A 20,181-nucleotide genomic window follows, 5' to 3' on the forward strand; every position below is an offset into this window, starting at 1 on the left:
GATCATGAGCCCTGTGCCGCCCGGGCGGGCCGCAGCGCAAGGGGATTGCCTCGAAAGAGGGATATTCGGGGGGCGTCGGTTTGACCCGGGGTCGTGCGTGCGGCCGTGGGGCGGGACGCGTGTGCGGCGGCTGTCGCAGGTTCCGGAAAGAAAATTGGCCGGACGTTGAACACGGGCACCGCCCCCATGCGTACTCATGACCGTGCGGCGGCGCAGCAGGGCGCTGCAACACCCTTGCGATTATGGGGAGTTGACGATGAAGACCTCCTGGCGGAGCGCCTCACTCGTGGCGAGCGCCGCGGCGGTCCTGGCGCTGACGACGGCGTGCGGTCAGGACAGCCCACCGGCGGCCAGCCAGAACGTGGGCGCGACGGCGGCGCCCGGGGACTACGGAAACATCGGTACCGGCACCGAGAACGGGGTGGGCGGTATCGCGAGCGGCCAGTCGGCCGCGCCGAGTCCTTCCAGCCCGTCCAACCCCGCGGGCAAGCTGTCCGTCGCCACCGCCGAGGAGGTCGGCAAGGTGGTCACCGACAGCCTCGGTCTCACGCTGTACCGGTTCGACCAGGACACCGACCAGCCGCCCAAGTCGAACTGCGACGGCGACTGCGCCAAGACCTGGCCGCCGGTGCCCGCGGACGACGCCGAGGCCGGCGAGGGCATCGACAAGTCGCTGCTCGGCTCCGTGACCCGGGCCGACGGCACCAAGCAGCTGACGGTGGGCGGCTGGCCGGCCTACCGCTACGCCAAGGACGTCAACGCGGGTGACGTCAAGGGCCAGGGTGTGGGCGGCAAGTGGTATGCGCTCGCCCCCGACGGCAAGAAGGCGCAGGGCGGCGGGGCCGCCGCCGCGGGTGAGGCCGGGGACCTGGCCGGGCTGTCCACCCGCAACGACCCCAAGCTCGGTGAGATCGTCGTCGACAAGAACGGCATGACCGTCTACCGGTTCATGAAGGACGAGGCCTGGCCGAAGCCCGTCTCCAACTGCTCCGGGGAGTGCCTGGAGAAGTGGCCGCTGGTGGAGCCCGTCGACTTCAACGACACCAAGGGCATCCAGAAGAAGGGCTACATGATCTTCGAGCGGACCGACGGCAAGGGCAAGCAGCAGACGATCAACTGCTCGCCCATCTACACCTTCGCCGGCGACAAGGCTCCCGGCGACACCAACGGCCAGGGCGTCGGCGGCACCTGGTACGCCGTGCGGCCCGACGGAAAGCCGGTCGGCGCCCCGGCGAAGTAGAGAAACCTCCCCAGGGTTGATCATCTCGCCACCCGGCGGCGTCGACCCGGTCCGCCCCCTCCGTGCTCCACGGAGGGGGCGGACCGTTTTGCCGCGCTTCACCTGAACTCATCGAATTCTCGACACTCTTCCCCTTCCGGATCGGAACTCTCCGGAATGCCTCGGACACTGTTCGTCATATGTTCGAAGGGCATGCGGACGGGTATCAATTCGGCACGTGCCGCAGGCAGTGACCGGGAACGGACGGTCAATTTCCGTTTCGGGTCGCTCCATTGGCGGGCGATCAGTAGCCTCTGCTCGAACACCGGATCGCCTACGCCTTGGAGAGATAGATGGAGCGTCCCGCCTGGGCCCCACGGAGCATCGACATCTCGGTGCCCAGCGTCTCCCGGATGTACGACTACTACCTGGGCGGATCGCACAACTTCGAGGTCGACCGGGAAGCTGCCCGCAGGGCCATGGAGTTCATGCCGGGACTCCCCAAGATCATGCAGGCGAACCGGGCCTTCATGCGCCGCGCCGTGCGCTACGCGGCCGACCAGGGCATCACCCAGTTCCTGGACATCGGCTCCGGCATCCCCACCTTCGGCAACGTCCACGAGATCGCCCAGGCCGCCCGCCCCGGCGCGCACGTGGTCTACGTCGACCACGACCCGGTGGCCGTGGCGCACAGCCAGGCGGTCCTGGAGGGCAACGAGGACGCGGCCGTCGTCGCCGCGGACCTGCGCAAGCCCCAGGAGATCCTGCGCAGCGCCGAGGTGGAGCGGCTGATCGACCTGAATCAGCCAGTGGCGCTGCTCCTCGTTGCCATACTGCACTTCGTGGAGGACGAGGACGACCCGTACGGGGCGGTGGCCGAACTGCGCGAGGCGCTCGCGCCCGGCAGCCTGCTCGTGCTCACCCACGCCTCCTACGAGGGGATCCCGCTGCCGCCGGAGCGGGCCGGGGGCGCGGTGGACGTGTACGAGGACATCCGCAACCCGCTGATCATGCGCTCGCGCGAGGAGATCGCGCGGTTCTTCGAGGGGTACGACATGGTGGAACCCGGACTGGTGGCGATGCCGCGCTGGCGGCCCGACACCACACCGGAGGACGAGGATCCGTACGCGTTCTCCGGTTTCGCGGGCGTGGGGCGTACGGCGTGATCGCGGAACCGGACGGCCCGGAGGACAGACTCCGCCGGTTCGCGACGATCTGGAGCCGGGCCGTCTTCCCGGTCACCTCGACGTCGTCGACCCGCACCGAGTTCGAGGCACAGCTGCTGCCGCTGGCCCGGCGGTTGAGCGAGGCACTGCTGGCCCGGGCCTTCGACGCCGACGCGGGCAAGGCGGTCGGCGCCGCCCTCGTGGACGCGCACTGCACCGACCCCGAGGCACTCAGCCGCACCCTGGACTGCGTGGACGCCTACCTCGTCCTGTACTGCGGGAACGACGGCGACCAGGAGGACCTGCGGGCCCGGTGCGCGCGTCTGCAGCACGCGATGGCCGCCGGCTTCGCACGGGCGCTGCGCGAGCGGACCCTGGCCGAACAGGAGGCCATCGCGCAGGCCGCGCTCCAGGCGCAGGGCGTGGTCGCGCAGGCCCTGCACGCGAGCGAGGCCCGTTTCCGCGCCGTCTTCGAGGGCGCGGCCATAGGCATCGGCATGGCCGACCTGGAGGGCAACATCCTCCAGGTCAACGGCGCGCTGCTGCGCATGTTCGGCGTCTCCGAGCAGACGATCCGCAGCCGCAAGGTCCGGGAGTGGACCCACCCCGACGACGCGCCCCAGACCTGGCGGCTCTACGACGAACTCGTGCGCGGCGACCGGGAGCACTACCACCTGGAGAAGGCGTTCTACCGCCCCGACGGAACGGTCCTGTGGACCAACCTGACGGTCTCCCTGCTGCGGGACGCCGACGGCAATCCGCAGTACCAGCTCGCCCTCATGGAGGACACCACCGAGCGGCGGCTGCTCAACCTGCGGCTGCGCTACGAGGCCACGCACGACGCGCTCACCGGCCTGCCGAACCGCACCTTCTTCTTCGAGCGCCTGGAGAAGGCGCTGTCCGCCGGGGAAGGCCAGCGCTTCGGGCTGTGCTACCTCGACCTGGACGGCTTCAAGACCGTCAACGACAGCCTCGGCCACGCGGCCGGCGACCGGCTGCTGGTGGAGGTCGCCGACCGGCTGCAGTCCTGCGCCACCGCCCCCGGCGAGATGGTCGCGCGGCTCGGCGGCGACGAGTTCGTGGCCCTGACCACCGGCCCCGACACCCAGCGCGAGGTCGACGAACTCGCCACCCGCATCATGAACGCGCTGCTCGCGCCGATCAGCGTCGACGGCCGCGAGCTGACCGTGCGCGGCAGCATCGGCATCGTCGAGGGCCCGGCCGGGGAGCGCAGCCCCGCCGAGGTGCTGCGCAGCGCCGACATCACCATGTACCGGGCCAAGTCGGCGGGCGGCAACCGCTTCGAGCTGGCCGACCCGGAGGCGGACGCCCGCGCCATCACCCGGCACGGCCTCACCACCGCGCTGCCGACGGCGCTGGAGCGGGGCGAGTTCTTCATCGAGTACCAGCCGCTGGTGCACCTCGGCGACGGCAGCGTCCGGGGCGCCGAGGCCCTGGTGCGCTGGCTGCACCCGCAGCACGGCGTGCTCGGCCCGGACCGGTTCATCCCGCTCGCCGAGCACACCGGGCTGATCGTGCCGCTGGGCCGCTGGGTCCTGGAGCAGTCGGTGCGCCAGGCCCGCGAGTGGCGGGAACTGCAGGGCGGCGTCGAGGCGGTGGGCCCGCTGCGGATCAACGTGAACCTCTCGCCCTGCCAGTTGACGCACCCGGGCCTGGTCCAGGACACCGTCGACATCCTGGAGCGCACGGGCATCGAGCCGGACGCCCTCTGCCTGGAGGTCACGGAGTCGGCGCTGATCGGTGCCGACGACGACCTGCTGAAGCCGCTGCGCCGACTGGCGGAGATGGGCGTCGACATCGCCCTGGACGACTTCGGCACGGGCTACTCCAACCTCGCCAACCTGCGTCGCCTGCCCGTCAGCATCCTGAAGCTGGACCGCTCCTTCACCCAGAGCATGCAGCAGTTCCCGGCCGACCCCGTCGACCTCAAGATCGTCGAGGGGATCGTCTCACTGGCCCACAGCCTGGACCTCGCGGTCACGGTGGAGGGCGTGGAGACCGGGGCACAGGCCGAGCAGCTGCGGATACTGGGCTGCGACACGGCACAGGGCTGGTACTACGCCCGCCCCGGCCCGCCGGAGCGGCTGCACGAGCTGGCGCTGGTGGACGCCACGGGCTGAGCGGACGGACGGCGGTCCCGGTGGTCGGCCCCGGGACCGCTCCCTACGATCGAGGAAGAGGACCCGACCGGGCCCCGGCCGAGGGAGCACGGGTATGGACACCACCGAGATGCGCCGTCTCTTCGAGGCCCACCGTGAGGCGGAGGCCGCCCGGGACATCGACGGCATCCTCGCCACGTTCGTCCCGGACTGCTTCCTCGAGACCAAGGCGCTCGGGCTGCGCAGCCAGGGCAGGGACGCGGTGCGCGCCGCCTACCGGCAGCAGTACTTCACCGCGTTCCCCGACCTCAGCCCCGAGGACGAGGGCGTCGCCCACGGTGACGACGTCCTGGCCGTGTGGGGGACGCTGCGGGGAACCAGCCGGGGGGAGTGGCTCGGCGTGCCGCCCGGCGGGGGCGCCTTCGCGGTGCCCTTCGCCAACGTCGTCCCCTTCCGGGACGGCCTGATGGCGGGCGAGGCGATCTACTTCGATCTCGCCGGCCTGTGCGAACAGGCCGGCATCCCGCTGGAGCGGATCCGGGCGGCCGCCGCCGCGCGCCGCGCGGGGGCAGCGGCGAGCGGGTGACGCGCGGGAGCCGTTCTCACCGCGCCGCGCGCAGCGCCGCCCCCGCGGAGTCGACGTCCAGGTCCACGGCGACCTCCTCGCCCTCCCAGCGGCCGCGTTCGGTGATCGCGAGGCCGATCAGTGCCAGCTCGGCGGCACCGTCCCGCAGCGCGTACCGCTCCGGGGTCTCCGCGCCGGGCGCGGCGTCCTCCGTGCGCTCCCAGGCGGCCACCGCCGCCTCCGCCAGCTCCCGCGGCACCCGCACCGCGACCCGGCCCGTCTGCCGGCCGACGCAGGCCCCGATCGCGGCCAGCACCTTCCTGTCGTCCCGATACCGGACGTACTGCTCGTCACTCACAGGTCGAGGGTAGGCAGGGACGGCTGCCGGGCGCAGTGAATATCCGCTGGCGCGCCCCGGGCGGCACGTCACCGCTCCAGCAGCATCCGCTGCAGTTCCCGCGCCGCCCGCGGTGGTGCCACGTCGCTGCGGTGGGCCAGGGCGATCGTGCGGTGCAGGCCGGGCCGGGCCAGGGGCGTCACCCGCAAGCCGCGCCCGGAGCGCGCCGCCACCATCCGGGGGACGACGGCGACGCCCAGACCCGCCCGCACGAAGCCCAGCACCGCGTCCATCTCGCCGCCCTCCACCGCGAAGTCCGGCTCGAAGCCCTCCGCCCGGCAGGCCGCCACCGTCAGCTCCCGCAGGTCGTAGCCGTGCCGGAACATCACCAGCCGCTCGCCCTCCAGATCGGCGACGCGCACGGTCCGCCGCCCCTGACCGGGCCTCGGCGCGTCCGGGGAGGAGACCACGACCAGGTCCTCGCGCAGCAGCTCCACCGTCGTCAGGGCAGGGGAGGGCGTCGGCAGCGGCAGGACCACCAGCGCCAGGTCCAGCGCGCCACGGGCCAGTTCCCGCACCAGGTCGTGGGAGCCGCCCTCCTCGATCAGCAGCCGGACCCCGGGGTAACGGTCGTGGAAGGCGCGCAGCACGTCCGGCAGCAGACCCGTGCACAGACTCGGCGTCGCCCCCAGCCGCACCCGCCCCCGCCGCAGCTGCACCAGCTCCAGCACCTCGTGGCGGGCCGTGTCCGCGTCGGCCAGGATGCGCCGGGCCAGGGGCAGCAGCGCCTCCCCGGCGTCGGTGAGCGTGATGTTGCCGCGCGCCCGCAGGAACAGGTCGGCCCCCAACTCCCGTTCCAGCGCCTTGATCTGCTGCGACAGCGACGGCTGCGCGACGTGGACCAGATCGGCGGCCCGGGTGAAGTGCCGGGTCTCGGCGACGGCCACGAAGTACTGGAGCTGCTGGAACTGCATCCTCCTACGATAGCTATGGCCTATGGAATCAAGCCGGACCATGTCTTGGACCGATCGGCCGAGGGTCCGTAGCGTGCTGTGACATGGCTCTGGCAACGCGGACGGACCGACGGCCGTCCATGGCACGCACCGTGTGGGACTCCACCGTCGGCAAGAAGACCGTGATGGCGGTCAGCGGGCTGATCATGCTGCTGTACCTGGTCGTCCACATGATCGGGAACCTGAAGATCTTCTTCGGGGCGGGCGAGTTCAACCGGTACGGCCACTGGCTGCGCACCGTCGGCGAGCCCTTCATGCACTACGAGTGGACGCTCTGGCTGGTCCGCGTGGTGCTCGTGGTCGCCGTGGTCGCCCACGCCGTGTCGGCGTTCCAGCTCAGCCGCCGCGACATCAGGGCACGGCCCAGCAAGTACGTGCACAAGAGGCCGCGCGCCTCCTACGCCACCCGCACCATGCGCTGGGGCGGGATCATCCTCGGCCTGTTCATCGTCTGGCACGTCCTCGACATCACGACCGGCACCGTGCACCCCGGCTTCCAGCCCGGCCACCCGTACCAGAACGTCGTGGGCACCTTCTCCACCTGGTACGGCAACGTCATCTACATCGTCGCGATGCTCGCCCTCGGCCTGCACATCCGGCACGGGTTCTGGAGCGCCGCCCAGACCCTCGGCGTCGGCAGCCGGCGGCGCGACCGCGCCCTGAAGACCGTCGCCAACGTCCTCGCGCTGCTGCTCACGGCCGGTTTCATCGCCGTACCCGTGGGCGTCATGACCGGAGTGGTGAGCTGACATGACCTCTTACGCCGACTACGCGACCGGAGAGCCGGTCGTCGACACCAAGGCACCGTCCGGGCCGATCGACGAGCGCTGGGACAAGCGCCGTTTCGAGGCCAAGCTGGTCAACCCCGCCAACCGGCGCAAGCACACCGTGATCGTCGTCGGCACCGGCCTCGCCGGCGGATCCGCGGGGGCCACCCTCGCCGAACAGGGCTACCACGTCGTCCAGTTCTGCTACCAGGACTCCCCGCGCCGGGCCCACTCCATCGCCGCGCAAGGAGGCATCAACGCGGCGAAGAACTACCGCAACGACGGCGACTCCATCCACCGGCTGTTCTACGACACCGTCAAGGGCGGCGACTTCCGCGCCCGCGAGTCCAACGTGCACCGGCTCGCGCAGATCTCCGTCGAGATCATCGACCAGTGCGTGGCCCAGGGCGTGCCGTTCGCCCGCGAGTACGGCGGGCTGCTCGACACGCGGTCGTTCGGCGGTGTGCAGGTGTCGCGCACGTTCTACGCCCGCGGCCAGACGGGGCAGCAGCTCCTCCTCGGCGCCTACCAGGCCCTCAGCCGGCAGATCGCCGCCGGGAACATCGAGATGCACCCGCGCACCGAGATGCTCGACCTGATCGTCGTCGACGGGCGGGCGCGGGGCATCGTGGCCCGGGACCTCGTCACCGGGAAGATCGACACGTACTTCGCGGACGCGGTCGTGCTCGCCTCCGGCGGCTACGGCAACGTCTTCTACCTGTCGACGAACGCCATGAACTCCAACGCCACCGCCGTCTGGCGGGCCCACCGGCGCGGCGCGTACTTCGCCAACCCCTGCTTCACGCAGATCCACCCCACGTGCATCCCGCGCACCGGCGACCACCAGTCCAAGCTGACGCTGATGAGCGAGTCGCTGCGCAACGACGGCCGCATCTGGGTGCCCAAGGCCAAGGGCGACACCCGGCCCCCGAACGAGATCCCCGAGGACGAGCGCGACTACTACCTGGAGCGCATCTACCCCTCCTTCGGCAACCTGGTGCCGCGCGACATCGCCTCCCGCGCCGCGAAGAACGTCTGCGACGAGGGACGGGGCGTCGGCCCCGGCGGCCAGGGCGTCTACCTGGACTTCGCCGACGCGATCCGGCGCATGGGCCGCGAGGCCGTCGAGGCCAAGTACGGCAACCTCTCCGACATGTACCAGCGGATCACCGACGAGGATCCGTACCAGGTGCCCATGCGGATCTACCCGGCGGTGCACTACACGATGGGCGGCCTGTGGGTCGACTACGACCTCCAGACCACCGTCCCCGGGCTGTTCGCCATCGGCGAGGCCAACTTCTCCGACCACGGCGCCAACCGGCTCGGCGCCTCCGCGCTGATGCAGGGCCTCGCCGACGGCTACTTCGTCCTCCCGGCCACCATCAACGACTACCTGGCGCGCCACCCGCACCACGACGAGGTGAGCGACGAGCACCCCGTCGTGCAGGAGGTCCTGGCCGAGACGCAGGACCGGCTCAACCTGCTGCTGTCCGTCGACGGCGACCGCACCCCCGACTCCTTCCACCGCGAGGTCGGCGAACTCATGTGGGAGTTCTGCGGGATGGCCCGCACCGACTCGGGCCTGCGCAAGGCGCTGGAGCGCATCCCGCAGATCCGCGAGGAGTTCTGGCGGCGCATCAAGGTGCCCGGCACCGGCGAGGAGTTCAACCAGTCGCTGGAGAAGGCCAACCGCATCGTCGACTACCTGGAACTGGCCGAGCTGATGTGCCTCGACGCGCTGCACCGCTCGGAGTCCTGCGGCGGTCACTTCCGCGAGGAGTCCCAGACGCCCGACGGCGAAGCCGCCCGCAAGGACGACGAGTTCGCGTACGCGGCCGCCTGGGAGTTCAACGGCACCGGCGAGGCTCCGACCCTGCACAAGGAAGACCTGGTCTTCGAGTACGTCCACCCCACCCAGCGGAGCTACGCATGAAGCTCACCCTGCGCGTCTGGCGCCAGAAGAACGCCGACGCCGACGGCACGATGTCCACGTACGAGGTGGACGGGATCTCCGAGGACATGTCGTTCCTGGAGATGCTCGACACCCTCAACGAGGAGCTCATCCTCAAGGGCGAGGACCCGGTCGCCTTCGACCACGACTGCCGCGAGGGCATCTGCGGGGCGTGCTCGCTGGTGATCAACGGCGATGCGCACGGACCCGAGCGGACGACCACCTGCCAGCTGCACATGCGGTCCTTCAAGGACGGCGACACGATCGACGTGGAGCCGTGGCGGGCGTCCGCGTTCCCGGTGATCAAGGATCTGGTCGTGGACCGGTCGGCGTTCGACCGGATCATCCAGGCGGGCGGCTACATCACCGCGCCGACGGGCGCGGCGCCCGAGGCGCACGCCACGCCGGTGCCGAAGCCGGACGCCGACTTCGCGTTCGAGCACGCGGAGTGCATCGGGTGCGGGGCGTGTGTGGCGGCTTGTCCGAACGGGGCGGCGATGCTGTTCACGTCCGCCAAGGTCAACCACCTGAACGTGCTGCCGCAGGGGGCGCCCGAGCGGGAGACTCGGGTGCTGGACATGGTCGAGCAGATGGATGAGGAGGGGTTCGGGGGGTGCACGCTGACGGGTGAGTGTGCCACCGCGTGCCCGAAGGGCATCCCGCTCATGTCCATCACCCACATGAACAAGGAGTGGCTGCGGGCTACTCGGCGGGCGGGTAAGCGGTAGTCGCCGGGTGCGGGTCGTGGGTGGCTGGCCGCGCCGTTCCCCGCGCCCCTGAAAAAGGGGGGTGCGTCGTGGCTTCTGGCATTCAATCTTCTGGCATCCGGGCTCCTGGCACTCGTCACCCGTCGGTCAGGCGGCATGGGCACAACAGGGAGCGGCGGCACCGCTCGCCGCCCCCGGCCCGTGACCAGGAGAAGCCATGACCGGCGTACTGACCGTCGACCGCCCCGCCCAGCCCACGGCCCCCACCCGCTACACCGTCACCCTCGCCCGGAACGAGGAGGACGTGCGCGCCGCCCAGCGGCTGCGGCACGACGTCTTCGCCGGGGAGATGGGCGCCCTGCTGACCGGCTCGCAACCCGGTCTGGACGTCGACCCGTTCGACGCGTACTGCGACCACCTGCTCGTGCGCGAGGAGACCACCGGCCAGGTCGTCGGCACCTACCGGCTGCTGCCGCCGGAGCGCGCGGCGGTCGCCGGGCGGCTGTACTCCGAGGGCGAGTTCGAGCTGAGCTCCCTCGCCGGGATCCGGCCGGAACTCGTCGAGGTCGGCCGCTCCTGCGTGCACCCCGACCACCGCGACGGCGCGGTCATCAGCCTCATCTGGGCCGGTATCGCCCGCTACATGGTCGACCGCGGCCACGAGTGGCTCGCCGGCTGCTGCTCCGTCCCGCTCGCCGACGGCGGCACCCTCGCCTCCGCCACCTGGGACCGGGTGAGCGCCAAGCACCTGGCGCCCAAGGAGTACCGGGTCCGGCCCCTGCTGCCGTGGATCCCGGGCCCCGCTCCCGCCGCCCGCGTCGAACTGCCCGCCCTGCTCCGCGGCTACCTGCGCCTCGGCGCCTGGGTGTGCGGCGAACCGGCCCACGACCCGGACTTCGGTGTCGCCGACCTGTACGTGCTGCTGCCCATGAGCCGGGTCAACCCGCGCTACCTGCGGCACTTCCTCTCCCTCGTGCCGGCCTGATGAGCGCCTGGCTGCCCACCGCGCCCTGCACGCCGCGCGCCTGCGTCGACGCGCCGGACACGGCGCCGGCGCGGGCCGTGCCGCGCGCCGTGCTGCGGCTCACCGGAGTCGTGCTGTTGCTCCTCGCGGGGATCGCGCTGTCGCCGTTCGGCGCCCGGATACCCGCGTCCCTGGTCCGGCGGTGGTGCCGGTGGATCGTGCGGGCCGCAGGGGTCCGGGTCCGCATCACCGGCGCCGTCGCCCCCACCGGCGGACTGCTGCTGGTCGCCAACCACATCTCCTGGCTGGACATCCCGCTGCTCGCCGCCGTACGCCCCGCCCGCATGCTGGCCAAGACCGAGGTGCGGCGGTGGCCCGTCGCCGGGCCGCTGGCCGCGCGCGGCGGCACCCTGTTCATCGAACGGGACCGGCTGCGGGCCCTCCCGGACACCGTCGCCCGGATCGCCGGTGCCCTGCGCGAGGGCGCCGCGGTCGCCGCCTTCCCCGAGGGCAGCACCTGGTGCGGCCGCGCCCAGGGCACCTTCCGCCGGGCCGTCTTCCAGGCCGCCCTGGACGCCGGCGTGCCTGTCCAGCCGGTGCGCATCGGCTACCGGCTCGACGGCGGAGCGCCCAGCACGGCCCCCGCGTACGTCGGCGAGGACACGCTGCTCGCCTCCCTGTGGCGGGTGGCGACGGCCCGCGGCCTGGTCGCCGAGGTCGAGGTACGGGACGCGATCCCGCCGGGCAGCACCCCCGACCGCCGCTCCCTCGCCCGCGCCGCACAGTCGCCCGAGACGGCCGCACCCGCCTGGACGCACACGGTGCTGGTGGCGTAGGGCGCCGCAACAGGGTCGGTCAGCGGGCGCGCGAGAGGGCGCGCCTCAGCGGGTCCCGGACAGTGCGCGCGCGAGAGAGGGCGCCGTCCGGCTCTCCGCCGAGCGCGCCACCTCCGTCGGCGGGCCCGCCGCCACGATCCGGCCGCCCGCGTCGCCGCCGCCCGGGCCGAGGTCGATCACCCAGTCCGCGCCCGCGACGACGGACATGTCGTGCTCGACGACGATCACCGTGTGCCCGGCGTCGACGAGGCCGTGCAACTGGCGCATCAGGACGTCGACGTCGGCCGGGTGGAGGCCGGTCGTCGGCTCGTCGAGGAGGTAGAGCGTGTGGCCGCGCCTGCCGCGCTGGAGTTCGCTCGCCAGCTTGATGCGCTGCGCCTCGCCGCCGGACAGTTCCGTCGCCGGCTGGCCGAGGCGCAGATAGCCCAGGGCCACGTCGAGCAGGGCGGCGAGGCTGCGGGCGACGGCCGGTGTGCCGGCGAAGAACTCCGCCGCGCTCTCCACCGTCATGTCCAGCACCTGAGCGATGTTCCGCCCCCGGTACGTCACCTCCAGCGTCCCGGGGTTGTACCGGGCCCCGCCGCAGTCCGGGCACGGCGCGTACGTGCTCGGCAGGAAGAGCAGCTCCACGCTGACGAACCCCTCGCCCTGGCAGGTCTCGCACCGCCCGCCCGCCACGTTGAAGGAGAACCGGCCGACGCCGAAGCCGCGTGCACGGGCTCCGTCGGTCCCCGCGAACACCTTGCGCACGACGTCGAACAGGCCGGTGTACGTGGCGAGGTTCGAGCGCGGCGTGCGGCCGATGGGCTTCTGGTCGACCGAGACCAGCCGGCCCACCCCCGCCGTCTCCTGCGTGATCTCGCCGATGAGCGTGGACTTGCCGGAGCCGGACACGCCCGTGACCGCGGTGAACGCGCCGAGCGGGAACGCGGCGGTCACGCCCCGCAGGTTGTGCCGGGTGACCGGGCCGGTCTTCAGCCATCCCCTCGGCTCGCGAAGCTCCCGGGCCGGGGCGGGGGAGCGGTCGAACAGGTAGCGGGCCGTGGCGGACTCCTCGACGGCGGCCAGACCGGCCACCGGGCCGCTGTGCAGCACCCGCCCGCCGCGCTCGCCCGCGCCCGGGCCCACGTCCACCAGCCAGTCGGCGCCGCGTACGACGTCCAAGTGGTGCTCCACCACGAACACCGAGTTCCCGGCCGTCTTCAGCCGCTCCAGCACCGTGAGCAGCGCCTCGGTGTCCGCCGGGTGGAGCCCGGCCGACGGCTCGTCGAGGACGTGGACGACCCCGAACAGGCCGGAGCGCAGCTGGGTGGCGAGGCGCAGGCGTTGCAGTTCGCCCGCGGAGAGGGTGGGGGTGCGCCGGTCCAGGCTGAGGTAGCCGAGGCCCAGTTCCACGACCGGGGCGATGCGCGAGGTGAGGTCGTCGGTCAGGACCCGGGCGGTCTGCGACCGCGCGTCGAGGGAGGCGGCCAGCTCGACCAGCGGCAGCGCGGCCAGCTCGGCGATGGTCCGCCCGCCGAACGTCACCGCCAGCGCCTCGGGCCGCAGCCGGCTGCCCCCGCACGCCGGGCAGGGCGCGCTGGTGAGGAACCGTTCGGCCTTCGCCCGCAGGGTCGGGCTCTTGGAGTCCGAGAAGGTCTTCATCACGTACCGGCGGGCGCTCATGTAGGTGCCCTGGTACGGCCGTTGGATGCGGGCGGCGTCCCGTACGGGGTGCACGGTGACCACCGGCTGCTCGTCCGTGAACAGGATCCACTCGCGCTGTGCGGCGGGCAGCTCCCGCCACGGCCGGTCCACGTCGTACCCGAGCGCGTCGAGGACGTCCCGCAGGTTCTTGCCCTGCCAGGCGCCCGGCCACGCGGCGATCGCGCCCTCGCGGATCGACAGCGACGGGTCGGGGACCAGCGACTCCTCGGTCGTGCCGTGCACCTGCCCGAGCCCGTGGCACTCCGGGCAGGCACCGGCCGCCGTGTTGGGCGAGAACGCGTCGGAGTCGAGCCGCTCGGCGCCGGGCGGGTAGGTGCCGGCCCGGGAGAACAGCATGCGCAGGGAGTTGGAGAGGTTGGTGACGGTGCCGACGGAGGAACGCGAGGTGGGCGCCGCGCGGCGCTGCTGGAGCGAGACGGCCGGTGGCAGACCGGTGATCTCCCCGACCTTCGGCGCCCCGACCTGGTGGATGAGGCGGCGGGCGTACGGTGCGACCGACTCGAAGTAGCGCCGCTGCGCCTCCGCGTAGATCGTGCCGAACGCCAGCGACGACTTCCCCGAGCCGGACACGCCGGTGAACACGGCCAGCACGTCCCGGGGGATGTCGACGTCCACGCCCCGGAGGTTGTGCTCGCGGGCTCCTCTGACGCGGACGTACGGGTCGTGGGGGCTGTGGGGGTCGTGCATGGGAGACGACTCTAACCGGAGGTGATCGCGGCCAGCCGCCGGTAGGAGTCCAGCAGCGCCTCGCGGTCGTAGGTGCTGGTGGTGACCAGGACCTCCTGCGCCGCCGTCTCCTTCAGCAGCGTCTCCAGCTCGTGCGCGACCTGCTCCTCGGTGCCCGCGATGTGCCCGGTGAGCCCGGACTCGTACAAGCCGCGCTCCTTGGCGGTCATGGCGAGTGCCTCGACGCGCTCGGCGGGCGGCAGGGGCGGGAAGGTGCCGTGCGTGCGGGAGTACGCCATGGACCAGGCCTCGGGGACCAGCAGGCGCCGCGCCTCGTCGGGGGTGGCCGCCACGGCGACCGTGCCGGAGACGACGACGTACGGTTCCGGCGCCCAGGGCGAGGGCCGGAAGTGGTCGCGGTAGTGGTCGATGCCGCGGAGCATCTTCTCCCGGTTCCTCAGGTCACCGATGACCATGGGCAGGCCCGCGCGGGCGGCGATGCCGGCGCCCGCGCCCATGGCCAGCACGAACGGCGGCACGCTCAGGCCCTCGGCGGGCCGGGCGTGCACGCCGGTGGGGGAGGTGCCCCGGAACCAGCCGAGCAGCTCCCGCAGCTGGGCCTCGAAGTCCTCGGCGTCTTCCTTGTCACGGCCCAGAGCCTTCCGCACGCCGTCGGTGAAGCCGACGGAGCGGCCGAGGCCCATGTCGATCCGGCCGGGGAACAGCGACTCCAGCACCCCGAACTGCTCCGCCACGACCAGTGGCCGGTGGTTGGGCAGCATCACCCCGCCGGTGCCGACCCGGATCGTCCGGGTCGCGGCGGCGACGGCGGCGGCCAGCACGGTCGGCGCGGAACCGGCGACCCCGGGCACACCGTGGTGCTCCGAGACCCACAGCCGGTGGTAGCCGAGCCGCTCCAGCTCCCGCGCGAGCCGCACGGTGTCGCGCAGGGCCTCGGGGTGCGTATGGCCCTCGCGGGTGCGGGAGCGGTCGAGGACGGAGATGCGGGTCGAGGCGATCAGGGAGCTCACAGGGAGTCCAACACGCCGGAGGGGCAGCGGCATTCCCCGTTCCGCGCCGACCGTCACGCCGCGTGCCCGTGGTCGCACGCGGCGTGGAGGTCTAACCCTCCGGGCGCAGCAGGCCGCGCTCGTAGGCCTTGACCAGGTTCTGCGGGACGAGGTGACGGACGCCGTCGATCGTGACCGGGACCAGTGTCGGCGTGGCGGCCTTCCACTGTGCGCGGCGGTGACGGGTGTTGCTGCGGGACATCTTCCGCTTCGGGACAGCCATGGGACTCCTCCTCGGTGGACCGGCACCGAGGACGCTACATGAAAATGGATCCCATTAACAATGCGCGTCCCCGGTGGCTGCCCCGGCTGTCCCGCAAGGGGTGCCTCAGTGGTCGGCGCCCACGAGCATCCGCACCTCGAACTCCTCGTGGGTGCCCGCCTCTTGGCCCGGCCCCTTGTCCAGCACCGTGCCCAGCCAGCCCAGGAGGAAGCCCACCGGGATGGAGACGATGCCGGGGTTCTGCAGCGGGAACCAGGCGAAGTCGGCCTCCGGGTAGAACGAGGCGGGGGCGGAGGAGACGACGGGGGAGAACACGGCGAGCAGGACGGAGCAGAGCAGGCCGCCGTAGAGGCTGAGCAGGGCGCCCTTCGCCGAGAAGCGCCGCCAGAAGAGGGTGTAGATGATCGTCGGCAGGATCGCGGACGCCGCGATGGCGAAGGCGAGGAAGGCGAGCGTGGCGGTGTTGGCGCTCCAGGCGACGAGGGCGAGCAGCATGCCGAGGACGCCGATGACCGCCCCGGACAGCCGCGCGACGGTCAGCTCCTCCGTCTCGCTGGCCCGGCCCTTGCGGATCACCTCGCTGTACAGGTCGTGTGCCAGGGACGAGGCCGCCGCCAGGGTGAGACCGACCGCCACGGCGAGCAGTGTCAGGTACGCCAGGCAGGTCAGCAGCGCGGTGAGGAGGCTGCCGCCGAGTTCGTGCGCGAGCAGCAGGACGGAGGCGTTGCCGGTGCGGTCCGTGTCCAGGATGGTGTCCCGGCCCAGGAGCGCGGTCGCGCCGAGGCCGAGGATGCCGGCCCCGAAGCAGACCGCGCCGACCAGCCCGATCGCCCACAGCACCGAGGAGCGCAGCACGCCGCTGCTGCGCGGGGCGAGCAGCCGCATCAGGACGTGCGGGAGGGCGGCGAGGCCGAGGACGATGGCCAGTTCGAGGCTGAGGAAGTCCAGCTTGTTGCTGACGGTGCCGCCGTAGCGCAGTCCGGGTTCGAGGAACGTCAGGCCGGTGCCGCTGCGTTCGGCCGCCCGCTCGAGGAGGGCGTTGGGGTTCCAGTCGAAGCGGTGCAGCACCCAGCCCGCGGTGAACAGCACGCCCACGATCAGCATCACGGCCTTGATGATCTGGATGACCGTCGCGCCGGGCATTCCGCCGAGGGAGGCGTACAGGATCACGAAGGCGCCGATCACGACCACGCACAGGGTGCGGGTGGTGCCGCTCGGCACACCGGTGAACTGCGTCAGGAGGGCTACGCTGCCCACCAGTTGGGCCACCAGGTAGAGCGTCGCGATCGCCAGGATGCACACCGCCAGCGCGACCCGCACCGGCCGCTGCTGCCGGGGCAGGCGCAGCGCCACCGTGTCGCCGAGGGTGAACTTCCCCGTGCGGTGCAGGGGTTCGGCGATCAGCAACAGCACCATCATCCAGGCGACGGTGGTGCCGCCGAGGTACATCAGCCCGTCGTACCCGGTCAGGGCGACCAGGCCGGTGCTGCCGAGCAGGGTGGCGGCGGACAGGTAGTCGCCGCACATGGCGAGGCCGTTGCGCAGCGGGGACATCGCGCGGTTGCCGAGGTAGAACTCGCTGATCTCGTCGCGCTGAGGGGCCGTCAGCAGAGCCGTGAACAGGGTGATCACGACCACGGTGAGGAACAGCACGAACGTCAGCTGCAGGCTGCTGTCGTCGATGGCGGCGGCGGTCACCACGTGCGGAACCCCCTCGTGCCCTGCTGGAGGGGCTGCCCGGACGGCCCGGTCCCTTGGGGCGGGACGGCCGGGCGCGCGCGGCGGTTCTCGTTCTCGTGCAGCCGCGACCGCAGGCCGCGGGCGAGCGGATCGACCCGGGTGCGCATGTGCCGCACATAGCACCAGGCGGTCACGCCCATGACGACGAACTGCCCGAGGCCCAACGCGAGCCCGATCGTGAGGTGGCCGAACAGCGGCTGGTTCATCACCGCGGGGACGAAACTCGACAGCAGCACATACAGCAGGAATCCGCCGACGGACAAGATCGTCGCCCGAGTGCCGAACCGGCGCTGCGCGCGACGCAGCGAGTGAAATTCGGGATGGTCGGATATACGAGACGGCGGAGTATGTTCGATGTGCGGGAGCGGGAATGTGGGAGTGTCCTCCCGACGCGGTGGGAATTCGGGCACAGGCGCACCTTCTTCGCTGCTTCGTGCCCCGCACTCGACCCCGTCGAGTCAGTGGCGCGTCCGGCTTTCGGGCAGGGTGGAAGGGTGCCGGACGCGCTGAGGGGGTGCGGGCTGTGTGAGGGGTTCGTGAAACCGGAGAAATTCCTGTTCGGAATCACGCGGACGGCCTCGGGGTTCTGTGTGGAGATCCCCGACCAGCCCCGGCCACGGGTGGTGGCGAGGCTGAGAGCGGAGTATGTCAGTGCTCTGCTTGAGCCATCAACTGTGAGGATCAATTGGCTTCTGAGGCTGGCTCAAACGTGTCGCCATGACCGGCCGGATTCAGAAACGCGCCCCGATCGCCGTGCCGGATCGTGGCACGAGGAACTCCGGTGCCTTCGGCAGCGAACCGTCCGCCGCCCGGGGCCCGATGAGCGGACCCGGATCGGTGCTCCGTACCGAGGCGGCGTCCCATGTCCCGCCGAGGTTCCAGGAGTTGCCGTCGGCGACGGTCTTGGCGCCGACGGCCGCCGCGCGCCGGTCCGCGACGGACAGATTGCCGGTGAGCCGGGCGGTCCCGCCCGGGACGTCGGCGTCGAAGCCCGTACCGCCGTTGCCGTACGTGGAGTTGCGGCCGAGGACGAGGGAGCCCGGGTTGCCGTTGTCGGTGAGGCCGTGCTTGGCGTTCTTGAAGGAGACGCTGCCCCGCACGGTGTGGGCCACCGCCGGGGCCGGGCTGCCGCCGCCGAGCTTGAAGCCGTTGCCGTCGCCCGCGAAGTCGGGGAAGTTCCAGCGGTTGAAGCCGTTGCCGTACGCCACCGTGTTCTCGATCGTCACGGGCGAGGCGAACTCCCAGGCGTCGAAGCCGTCGTCGACGTTGTTCCACAGCCGGGCGCCGCGCACCACGTTCCCCGTGCCGCCGCCCTCCTTGATGGCCAGGCCGTCGGCGCTCTCGCCGTTCTTGCGCGGGTCGCGGTTGCCGTGGCTGTCCAGGTCCAGGATCTGGTTGTGGCTCGAGTCGCCCTGGAGCTGGAAGCCGGACTCGTAGTTGTCGTGCGTGCGCAGCCGTGCGAAGACGTTGCCGTCGCAGCCGTCGCAGTACACCCCGTACGGGCCGTTGACGATCTCCAGGTCCGAGACGCGCCAGTACGACGCCTCCATGTGGACCGCGCGCGCGCTCGGCGCGCGGGATGCTGCCGCCGACCGGGGTGTGGCTCGCGGGCAGCCTCTCGCCGTCCAGGACGACGCGCTCGCCCGGGTGGGCCGTAAGGGTGATGGGCCGGGAGGCGGTCCCCGATGTGGTGATGGTGATGTTGTCGGTGAGGGCGTACGTCCCGCCGCGCACGGTGATGGTGTCGCCGGGCCCGGCCAGGTCCACCGCCCGCTGGATGGTCCTCAGCGGCCGGGCGGGTGTGCCGGGGGCGGCGTCGTCGCCGTTCGGCGCCACGACCAGGGTCGTGCCCGCGGCGGCGGCCGGCCCCGTCAGTGCCATGGCCAGCGCGGCCCCCACCATCGCCGCCGACCAGATCCGTGCGTTGCGCATACGGCCTCCTGCGTCTCCCACGTGGGTGTCGCACAGCAGTGGCCGCCGGGGAAGCGAAGGTTGCCGGGGCGCGGGCAGGTGCCTCGGCCTAGGGTGGGCGGTGTGAGTGACGACCGCAGTGCGGCCCCGCTGGCCGTGTTCGATCTGGACAACACCCTCGCCGACACCGCGCACCGGCAGCGGTTCCTGGAGCGCAGGCCGAAGGACTGGGACGGGTTCTTCTCGGCGGCGCCGCAGGACGGGCCTCTCCCGGAGGGCATCGCGCTGGTGCGGGAGAGCGCGCGGGAGTGCGAGATCGTCTACCTCACCGGGCGCCCCGAGCGCTGCCGGCGCGACACGCTCGACTGGCTGGCGGCCCAGGGGCTGCCCGAGGGGCGCGTGTACATGCGCCGGGACGCCGACCGGCGGCCCGCCCGGTTCACCAAGCTGGAGATCCTGAAGCGGCTGGCCCGCACGCGCGAGGTCCGCGTCCTGGTGGACGACGACGAACTGGTCTGCGAGGACGCCCGGCGCGCGGGCTTCACCGTCGTACGGGCCGACTGGGCGGCGCGGTCCGCCGAGATGAAGGCGGCCCAGGAGCGCGAAGGGCGGACCTGAGACCCGGGCTTGACGGAGTGTTCACCTCCGCCGGGTATCCCCGAACCACAAGCACCGGCGCACACGTGCGCGGACGTACGGGGGATGCCATGAAGGGACGTCGCGAGGGCGCGCTCGCGGGCGCGGCGCTGCTCGGCGCCGCACTGCTGCTCACCGGCTGCGCCGAGCCCGACCGCAGCGAGATCGTCACCTGGACCGACGAACACGGCCGGGCCTGCACCGGCGTGGCCGTGGTCGACTCCGAGGACAGCGACCGCGAGGTCACCAGCATCGACTGCGACTACCCGCCGGAGGGCAGGCAGCCGGGCCGCGCCACCTCACGACCGCTGCCGGGCTGAGCCCCGGGGGGCTCCTACTCGGACTCCTCCAGCCGGAAGCCCACCTTGAGGCCCACCTGCCAGTGCGCGATCTCCCCGTTCTCGAGCTGGCCGCGCACCTGCGTCACCTCGAACCAGTCCAGGTTGCGCAGGGTCTGCGAGGCCCGGCCGATGCCGTTGCGGATGGCCTGGTCGACGCCCTCGGGCGAGGTGCCGACGATCTCCGTGACCCGGTAGGTGTGGTTCGACATGCCGCTGCTCCTGTTCTGGCGAGTGTGTCGCGC

Annotated in this window: 20 protein-coding genes and 1 pseudogene; 11 read left to right on the forward strand and 10 right to left on the reverse strand. The window is 72.0% G+C overall.

All coding sequences use genetic code 11. From position 1 onward, the window contains the following. Positions 1-256: 256 nt before the first annotated feature. From C1703_RS35655 to C1703_RS35670, 4 genes are all read left to right on the forward strand, one after another. Positions 257-1,240, forward strand: coding sequence for an SCO0930 family lipoprotein (locus C1703_RS35655; protein ID WP_114256716.1), 984 nt, complete (start codon positions 257-259; stop codon positions 1,238-1,240). A gap of 332 nt (positions 1,241-1,572) precedes the next feature. Next, complete coding sequence (locus C1703_RS35660) at positions 1,573-2,385, forward strand: SAM-dependent methyltransferase (protein ID WP_114256717.1); 813 nt, start codon at positions 1,573-1,575, stop codon at positions 2,383-2,385. Beyond that, entirely contained in the window at positions 2,382-4,526 is a 2,145-nt protein-coding gene (locus tag C1703_RS35665; protein WP_114256718.1) for an EAL domain-containing protein, read from the forward strand. Before C1703_RS35660 ends, C1703_RS35665 begins: the two co-directional genes overlap by 4 nt. 94 nt (positions 4,527-4,620) lie before the next feature. After that, a complete protein-coding gene (locus C1703_RS35670) occupies positions 4,621-5,091 on the forward strand; it encodes an ester cyclase (protein ID WP_114256719.1) in 471 nt (156 codons plus the stop codon). Between the two features lie 16 nt (positions 5,092-5,107). Here the strand turns inward: C1703_RS35670 and C1703_RS35675 are convergent, their stop codons facing one another. Both C1703_RS35675 and C1703_RS35680 read right to left on the reverse strand, forming a co-directional pair. After that, positions 5,108-5,428, reverse strand: coding sequence for a hypothetical protein (locus C1703_RS35675; RefSeq protein ID WP_114256720.1), 321 nt, complete (start codon positions 5,426-5,428; stop codon positions 5,108-5,110). Positions 5,429-5,496: 68 nt separating this feature from the next. Continuing rightward, positions 5,497-6,381 carry a LysR substrate-binding domain-containing protein gene (locus tag C1703_RS35680; RefSeq protein WP_114256721.1) on the reverse strand — a complete coding sequence of 295 codons (885 nt, stop codon included), beginning with the start codon at positions 6,379-6,381 and terminating at the stop codon, positions 5,497-5,499. Between the two features lie 119 nt (positions 6,382-6,500). Between C1703_RS35680 and C1703_RS35685 the strand changes: the two genes are divergently transcribed. The 5 genes from C1703_RS35685 to C1703_RS35705 all read left to right on the forward strand — a co-directional run bounded on the left by C1703_RS35685 (position 6,501) and on the right by C1703_RS35705 (position 11,645). Further along, positions 6,501-7,169 carry a succinate dehydrogenase gene (locus tag C1703_RS35685; protein WP_114256722.1) on the forward strand — a complete coding sequence of 223 codons (669 nt, stop codon included), beginning with the start codon at positions 6,501-6,503 and terminating at the stop codon, positions 7,167-7,169. Between the two features lies 1 nt (position 7,170). Further along, positions 7,171-9,120, forward strand: a complete 1,950-nt coding sequence (locus C1703_RS35690; RefSeq protein ID WP_114256723.1) for a fumarate reductase/succinate dehydrogenase flavoprotein subunit — start codon at positions 7,171-7,173, stop codon at positions 9,118-9,120. Further along, positions 9,117-9,866, forward strand: coding sequence for a succinate dehydrogenase/fumarate reductase iron-sulfur subunit (locus C1703_RS35695; protein ID WP_114256724.1), 750 nt, complete (start codon positions 9,117-9,119; stop codon positions 9,864-9,866). Before C1703_RS35690 ends, C1703_RS35695 begins: the two co-directional genes overlap by 4 nt. A gap of 196 nt (positions 9,867-10,062) precedes the next feature. Further along, entirely contained in the window at positions 10,063-10,830 is a 768-nt protein-coding gene (locus C1703_RS35700) for a GNAT family N-acyltransferase (RefSeq protein ID WP_114256725.1), read from the forward strand. Beyond that, the gene (locus C1703_RS35705) at positions 10,830-11,645 is read left to right on the forward strand and encodes a lysophospholipid acyltransferase family protein (RefSeq protein WP_114256726.1); all 816 of its coding nucleotides are present in this window, start codon (positions 10,830-10,832) and stop codon (positions 11,643-11,645) included. The genes C1703_RS35700 and C1703_RS35705 overlap by 1 nt, the downstream gene beginning before the upstream one ends. 45 nt (positions 11,646-11,690) lie before the next feature. On the opposite strand, the gene C1703_RS35710 is transcribed toward C1703_RS35705, so the two are convergent. The 7 genes and pseudogenes from C1703_RS35710 to C1703_RS40010 form a co-directional block, all read right to left on the reverse strand. Then, on the reverse strand, positions 11,691-14,039 hold the full coding sequence (locus tag C1703_RS35710) for an excinuclease ABC subunit UvrA (RefSeq protein ID WP_114256727.1): 2,349 nt from the start codon (positions 14,037-14,039) through the stop codon (positions 11,691-11,693). Positions 14,040-14,050: 11 nt separating this feature from the next. After that, positions 14,051-15,049 carry an MsnO8 family LLM class oxidoreductase gene (locus tag C1703_RS35715; RefSeq protein WP_114256728.1) on the reverse strand — a complete coding sequence of 333 codons (999 nt, stop codon included), beginning with the start codon at positions 15,047-15,049 and terminating at the stop codon, positions 14,051-14,053. A gap of 91 nt (positions 15,050-15,140) precedes the next feature. Beyond that, positions 15,141-15,311 (reverse strand): 50S ribosomal protein L32, encoded by a 171-nt coding sequence (gene rpmF / locus C1703_RS35720; protein WP_095750490.1) that lies wholly within the window; start codon positions 15,309-15,311, stop codon positions 15,141-15,143. 105 nt (positions 15,312-15,416) lie between these two features. After that, on the reverse strand, positions 15,417-17,012 hold the full coding sequence (locus C1703_RS35725; protein WP_114256729.1) for a cation acetate symporter: 1,596 nt from the start codon (positions 17,010-17,012) through the stop codon (positions 15,417-15,419). Beyond that, positions 17,006-17,461 (reverse strand): DUF485 domain-containing protein, encoded by a 456-nt coding sequence (locus tag C1703_RS35730; RefSeq protein WP_114256730.1) that lies wholly within the window; start codon positions 17,459-17,461, stop codon positions 17,006-17,008. Before C1703_RS35730 ends, C1703_RS35725 begins: the two co-directional genes overlap by 7 nt. Before the next feature lie 321 nt (positions 17,462-17,782). Next, entirely contained in the window at positions 17,783-18,601 is an 819-nt protein-coding gene (locus C1703_RS35735; RefSeq protein ID WP_232840684.1) for a right-handed parallel beta-helix repeat-containing protein, read from the reverse strand. Positions 18,602-18,818: 217 nt separating this feature from the next. Then, positions 18,819-18,983 (reverse strand): annotated as a pseudogene (locus tag C1703_RS40010) (pectate lyase); the annotation flags it as partial. A gap of 102 nt (positions 18,984-19,085) precedes the next feature. Here C1703_RS40010 and C1703_RS35740 point away from each other — a divergent pair. Both C1703_RS35740 and C1703_RS35745 read left to right on the forward strand, forming a co-directional pair. Beyond that, the gene (locus tag C1703_RS35740) at positions 19,086-19,580 is read left to right on the forward strand and encodes a hypothetical protein (RefSeq protein ID WP_114256731.1); all 495 of its coding nucleotides are present in this window, start codon (positions 19,086-19,088) and stop codon (positions 19,578-19,580) included. 89 nt (positions 19,581-19,669) lie between these two features. Beyond that, a complete protein-coding gene (locus C1703_RS35745) occupies positions 19,670-19,918 on the forward strand; it encodes a hypothetical protein (RefSeq protein ID WP_114256732.1) in 249 nt (82 codons plus the stop codon). A gap of 14 nt (positions 19,919-19,932) precedes the next feature. Here C1703_RS35745 and C1703_RS35750 read toward each other — a convergent pair whose 3' ends face one another. Then, positions 19,933-20,148, reverse strand: a complete 216-nt coding sequence (locus tag C1703_RS35750) for a dodecin (RefSeq protein ID WP_031120079.1) — start codon at positions 20,146-20,148, stop codon at positions 19,933-19,935. Positions 20,149-20,181 lie beyond the last annotated feature (33 nt).

Origin of the sequence: Streptomyces sp. Go-475, assembly GCF_003330845.1 — a bacterium.
GTDB lineage: Bacteria > Actinomycetota > Actinomycetes > Streptomycetales > Streptomycetaceae > Streptomyces.

What these genes read in the sequence shown, in the direction of transcription:
- C1703_RS35705 (WP_114256726.1), top strand. Translation starts at nt 10,830, where the DNA reads ATGAGCGCCTGGCTGCCCACCGCGCCCTGCACGCCGCGCGCCTGCGTC.
- C1703_RS35685 (WP_114256722.1), top strand. Translation starts at nt 6,501, where the DNA reads ATGGCACGCACCGTGTGGGACTCCACCGTCGGCAAGAAGACCGTGATG.
- C1703_RS35735 (WP_232840684.1), bottom strand. Translation starts at nt 18,601, where the DNA reads ATGGAGGCGTCGTACTGGCGCGTCTCGGACCTGGAGATCGTCAACGGC.
- C1703_RS35710 (WP_114256727.1), bottom strand. Translation starts at nt 14,039, where the DNA reads ATGCACGACCCCCACAGCCCCCACGACCCGTACGTCCGCGTCAGAGGA.
- C1703_RS35670 (WP_114256719.1), top strand. Translation starts at nt 4,621, where the DNA reads ATGGACACCACCGAGATGCGCCGTCTCTTCGAGGCCCACCGTGAGGCG.
- C1703_RS35680 (WP_114256721.1), bottom strand. Translation starts at nt 6,381, where the DNA reads ATGCAGTTCCAGCAGCTCCAGTACTTCGTGGCCGTCGCCGAGACCCGG.
- C1703_RS35690 (WP_114256723.1), top strand. Translation starts at nt 7,171, where the DNA reads ATGACCTCTTACGCCGACTACGCGACCGGAGAGCCGGTCGTCGACACC.
- C1703_RS35745 (WP_114256732.1), top strand. Translation starts at nt 19,670, where the DNA reads ATGAAGGGACGTCGCGAGGGCGCGCTCGCGGGCGCGGCGCTGCTCGGC.
- C1703_RS35700 (WP_114256725.1), top strand. Translation starts at nt 10,063, where the DNA reads ATGACCGGCGTACTGACCGTCGACCGCCCCGCCCAGCCCACGGCCCCC.
- rpmF (WP_095750490.1), bottom strand. Translation starts at nt 15,311, where the DNA reads ATGGCTGTCCCGAAGCGGAAGATGTCCCGCAGCAACACCCGTCACCGC.
- C1703_RS35660 (WP_114256717.1), top strand. Translation starts at nt 1,573, where the DNA reads ATGGAGCGTCCCGCCTGGGCCCCACGGAGCATCGACATCTCGGTGCCC.
- C1703_RS35695 (WP_114256724.1), top strand. Translation starts at nt 9,117, where the DNA reads ATGAAGCTCACCCTGCGCGTCTGGCGCCAGAAGAACGCCGACGCCGAC.
- C1703_RS35750 (WP_031120079.1), bottom strand. Translation starts at nt 20,148, where the DNA reads ATGTCGAACCACACCTACCGGGTCACGGAGATCGTCGGCACCTCGCCC.
- C1703_RS35655 (WP_114256716.1), top strand. Translation starts at nt 257, where the DNA reads ATGAAGACCTCCTGGCGGAGCGCCTCACTCGTGGCGAGCGCCGCGGCG.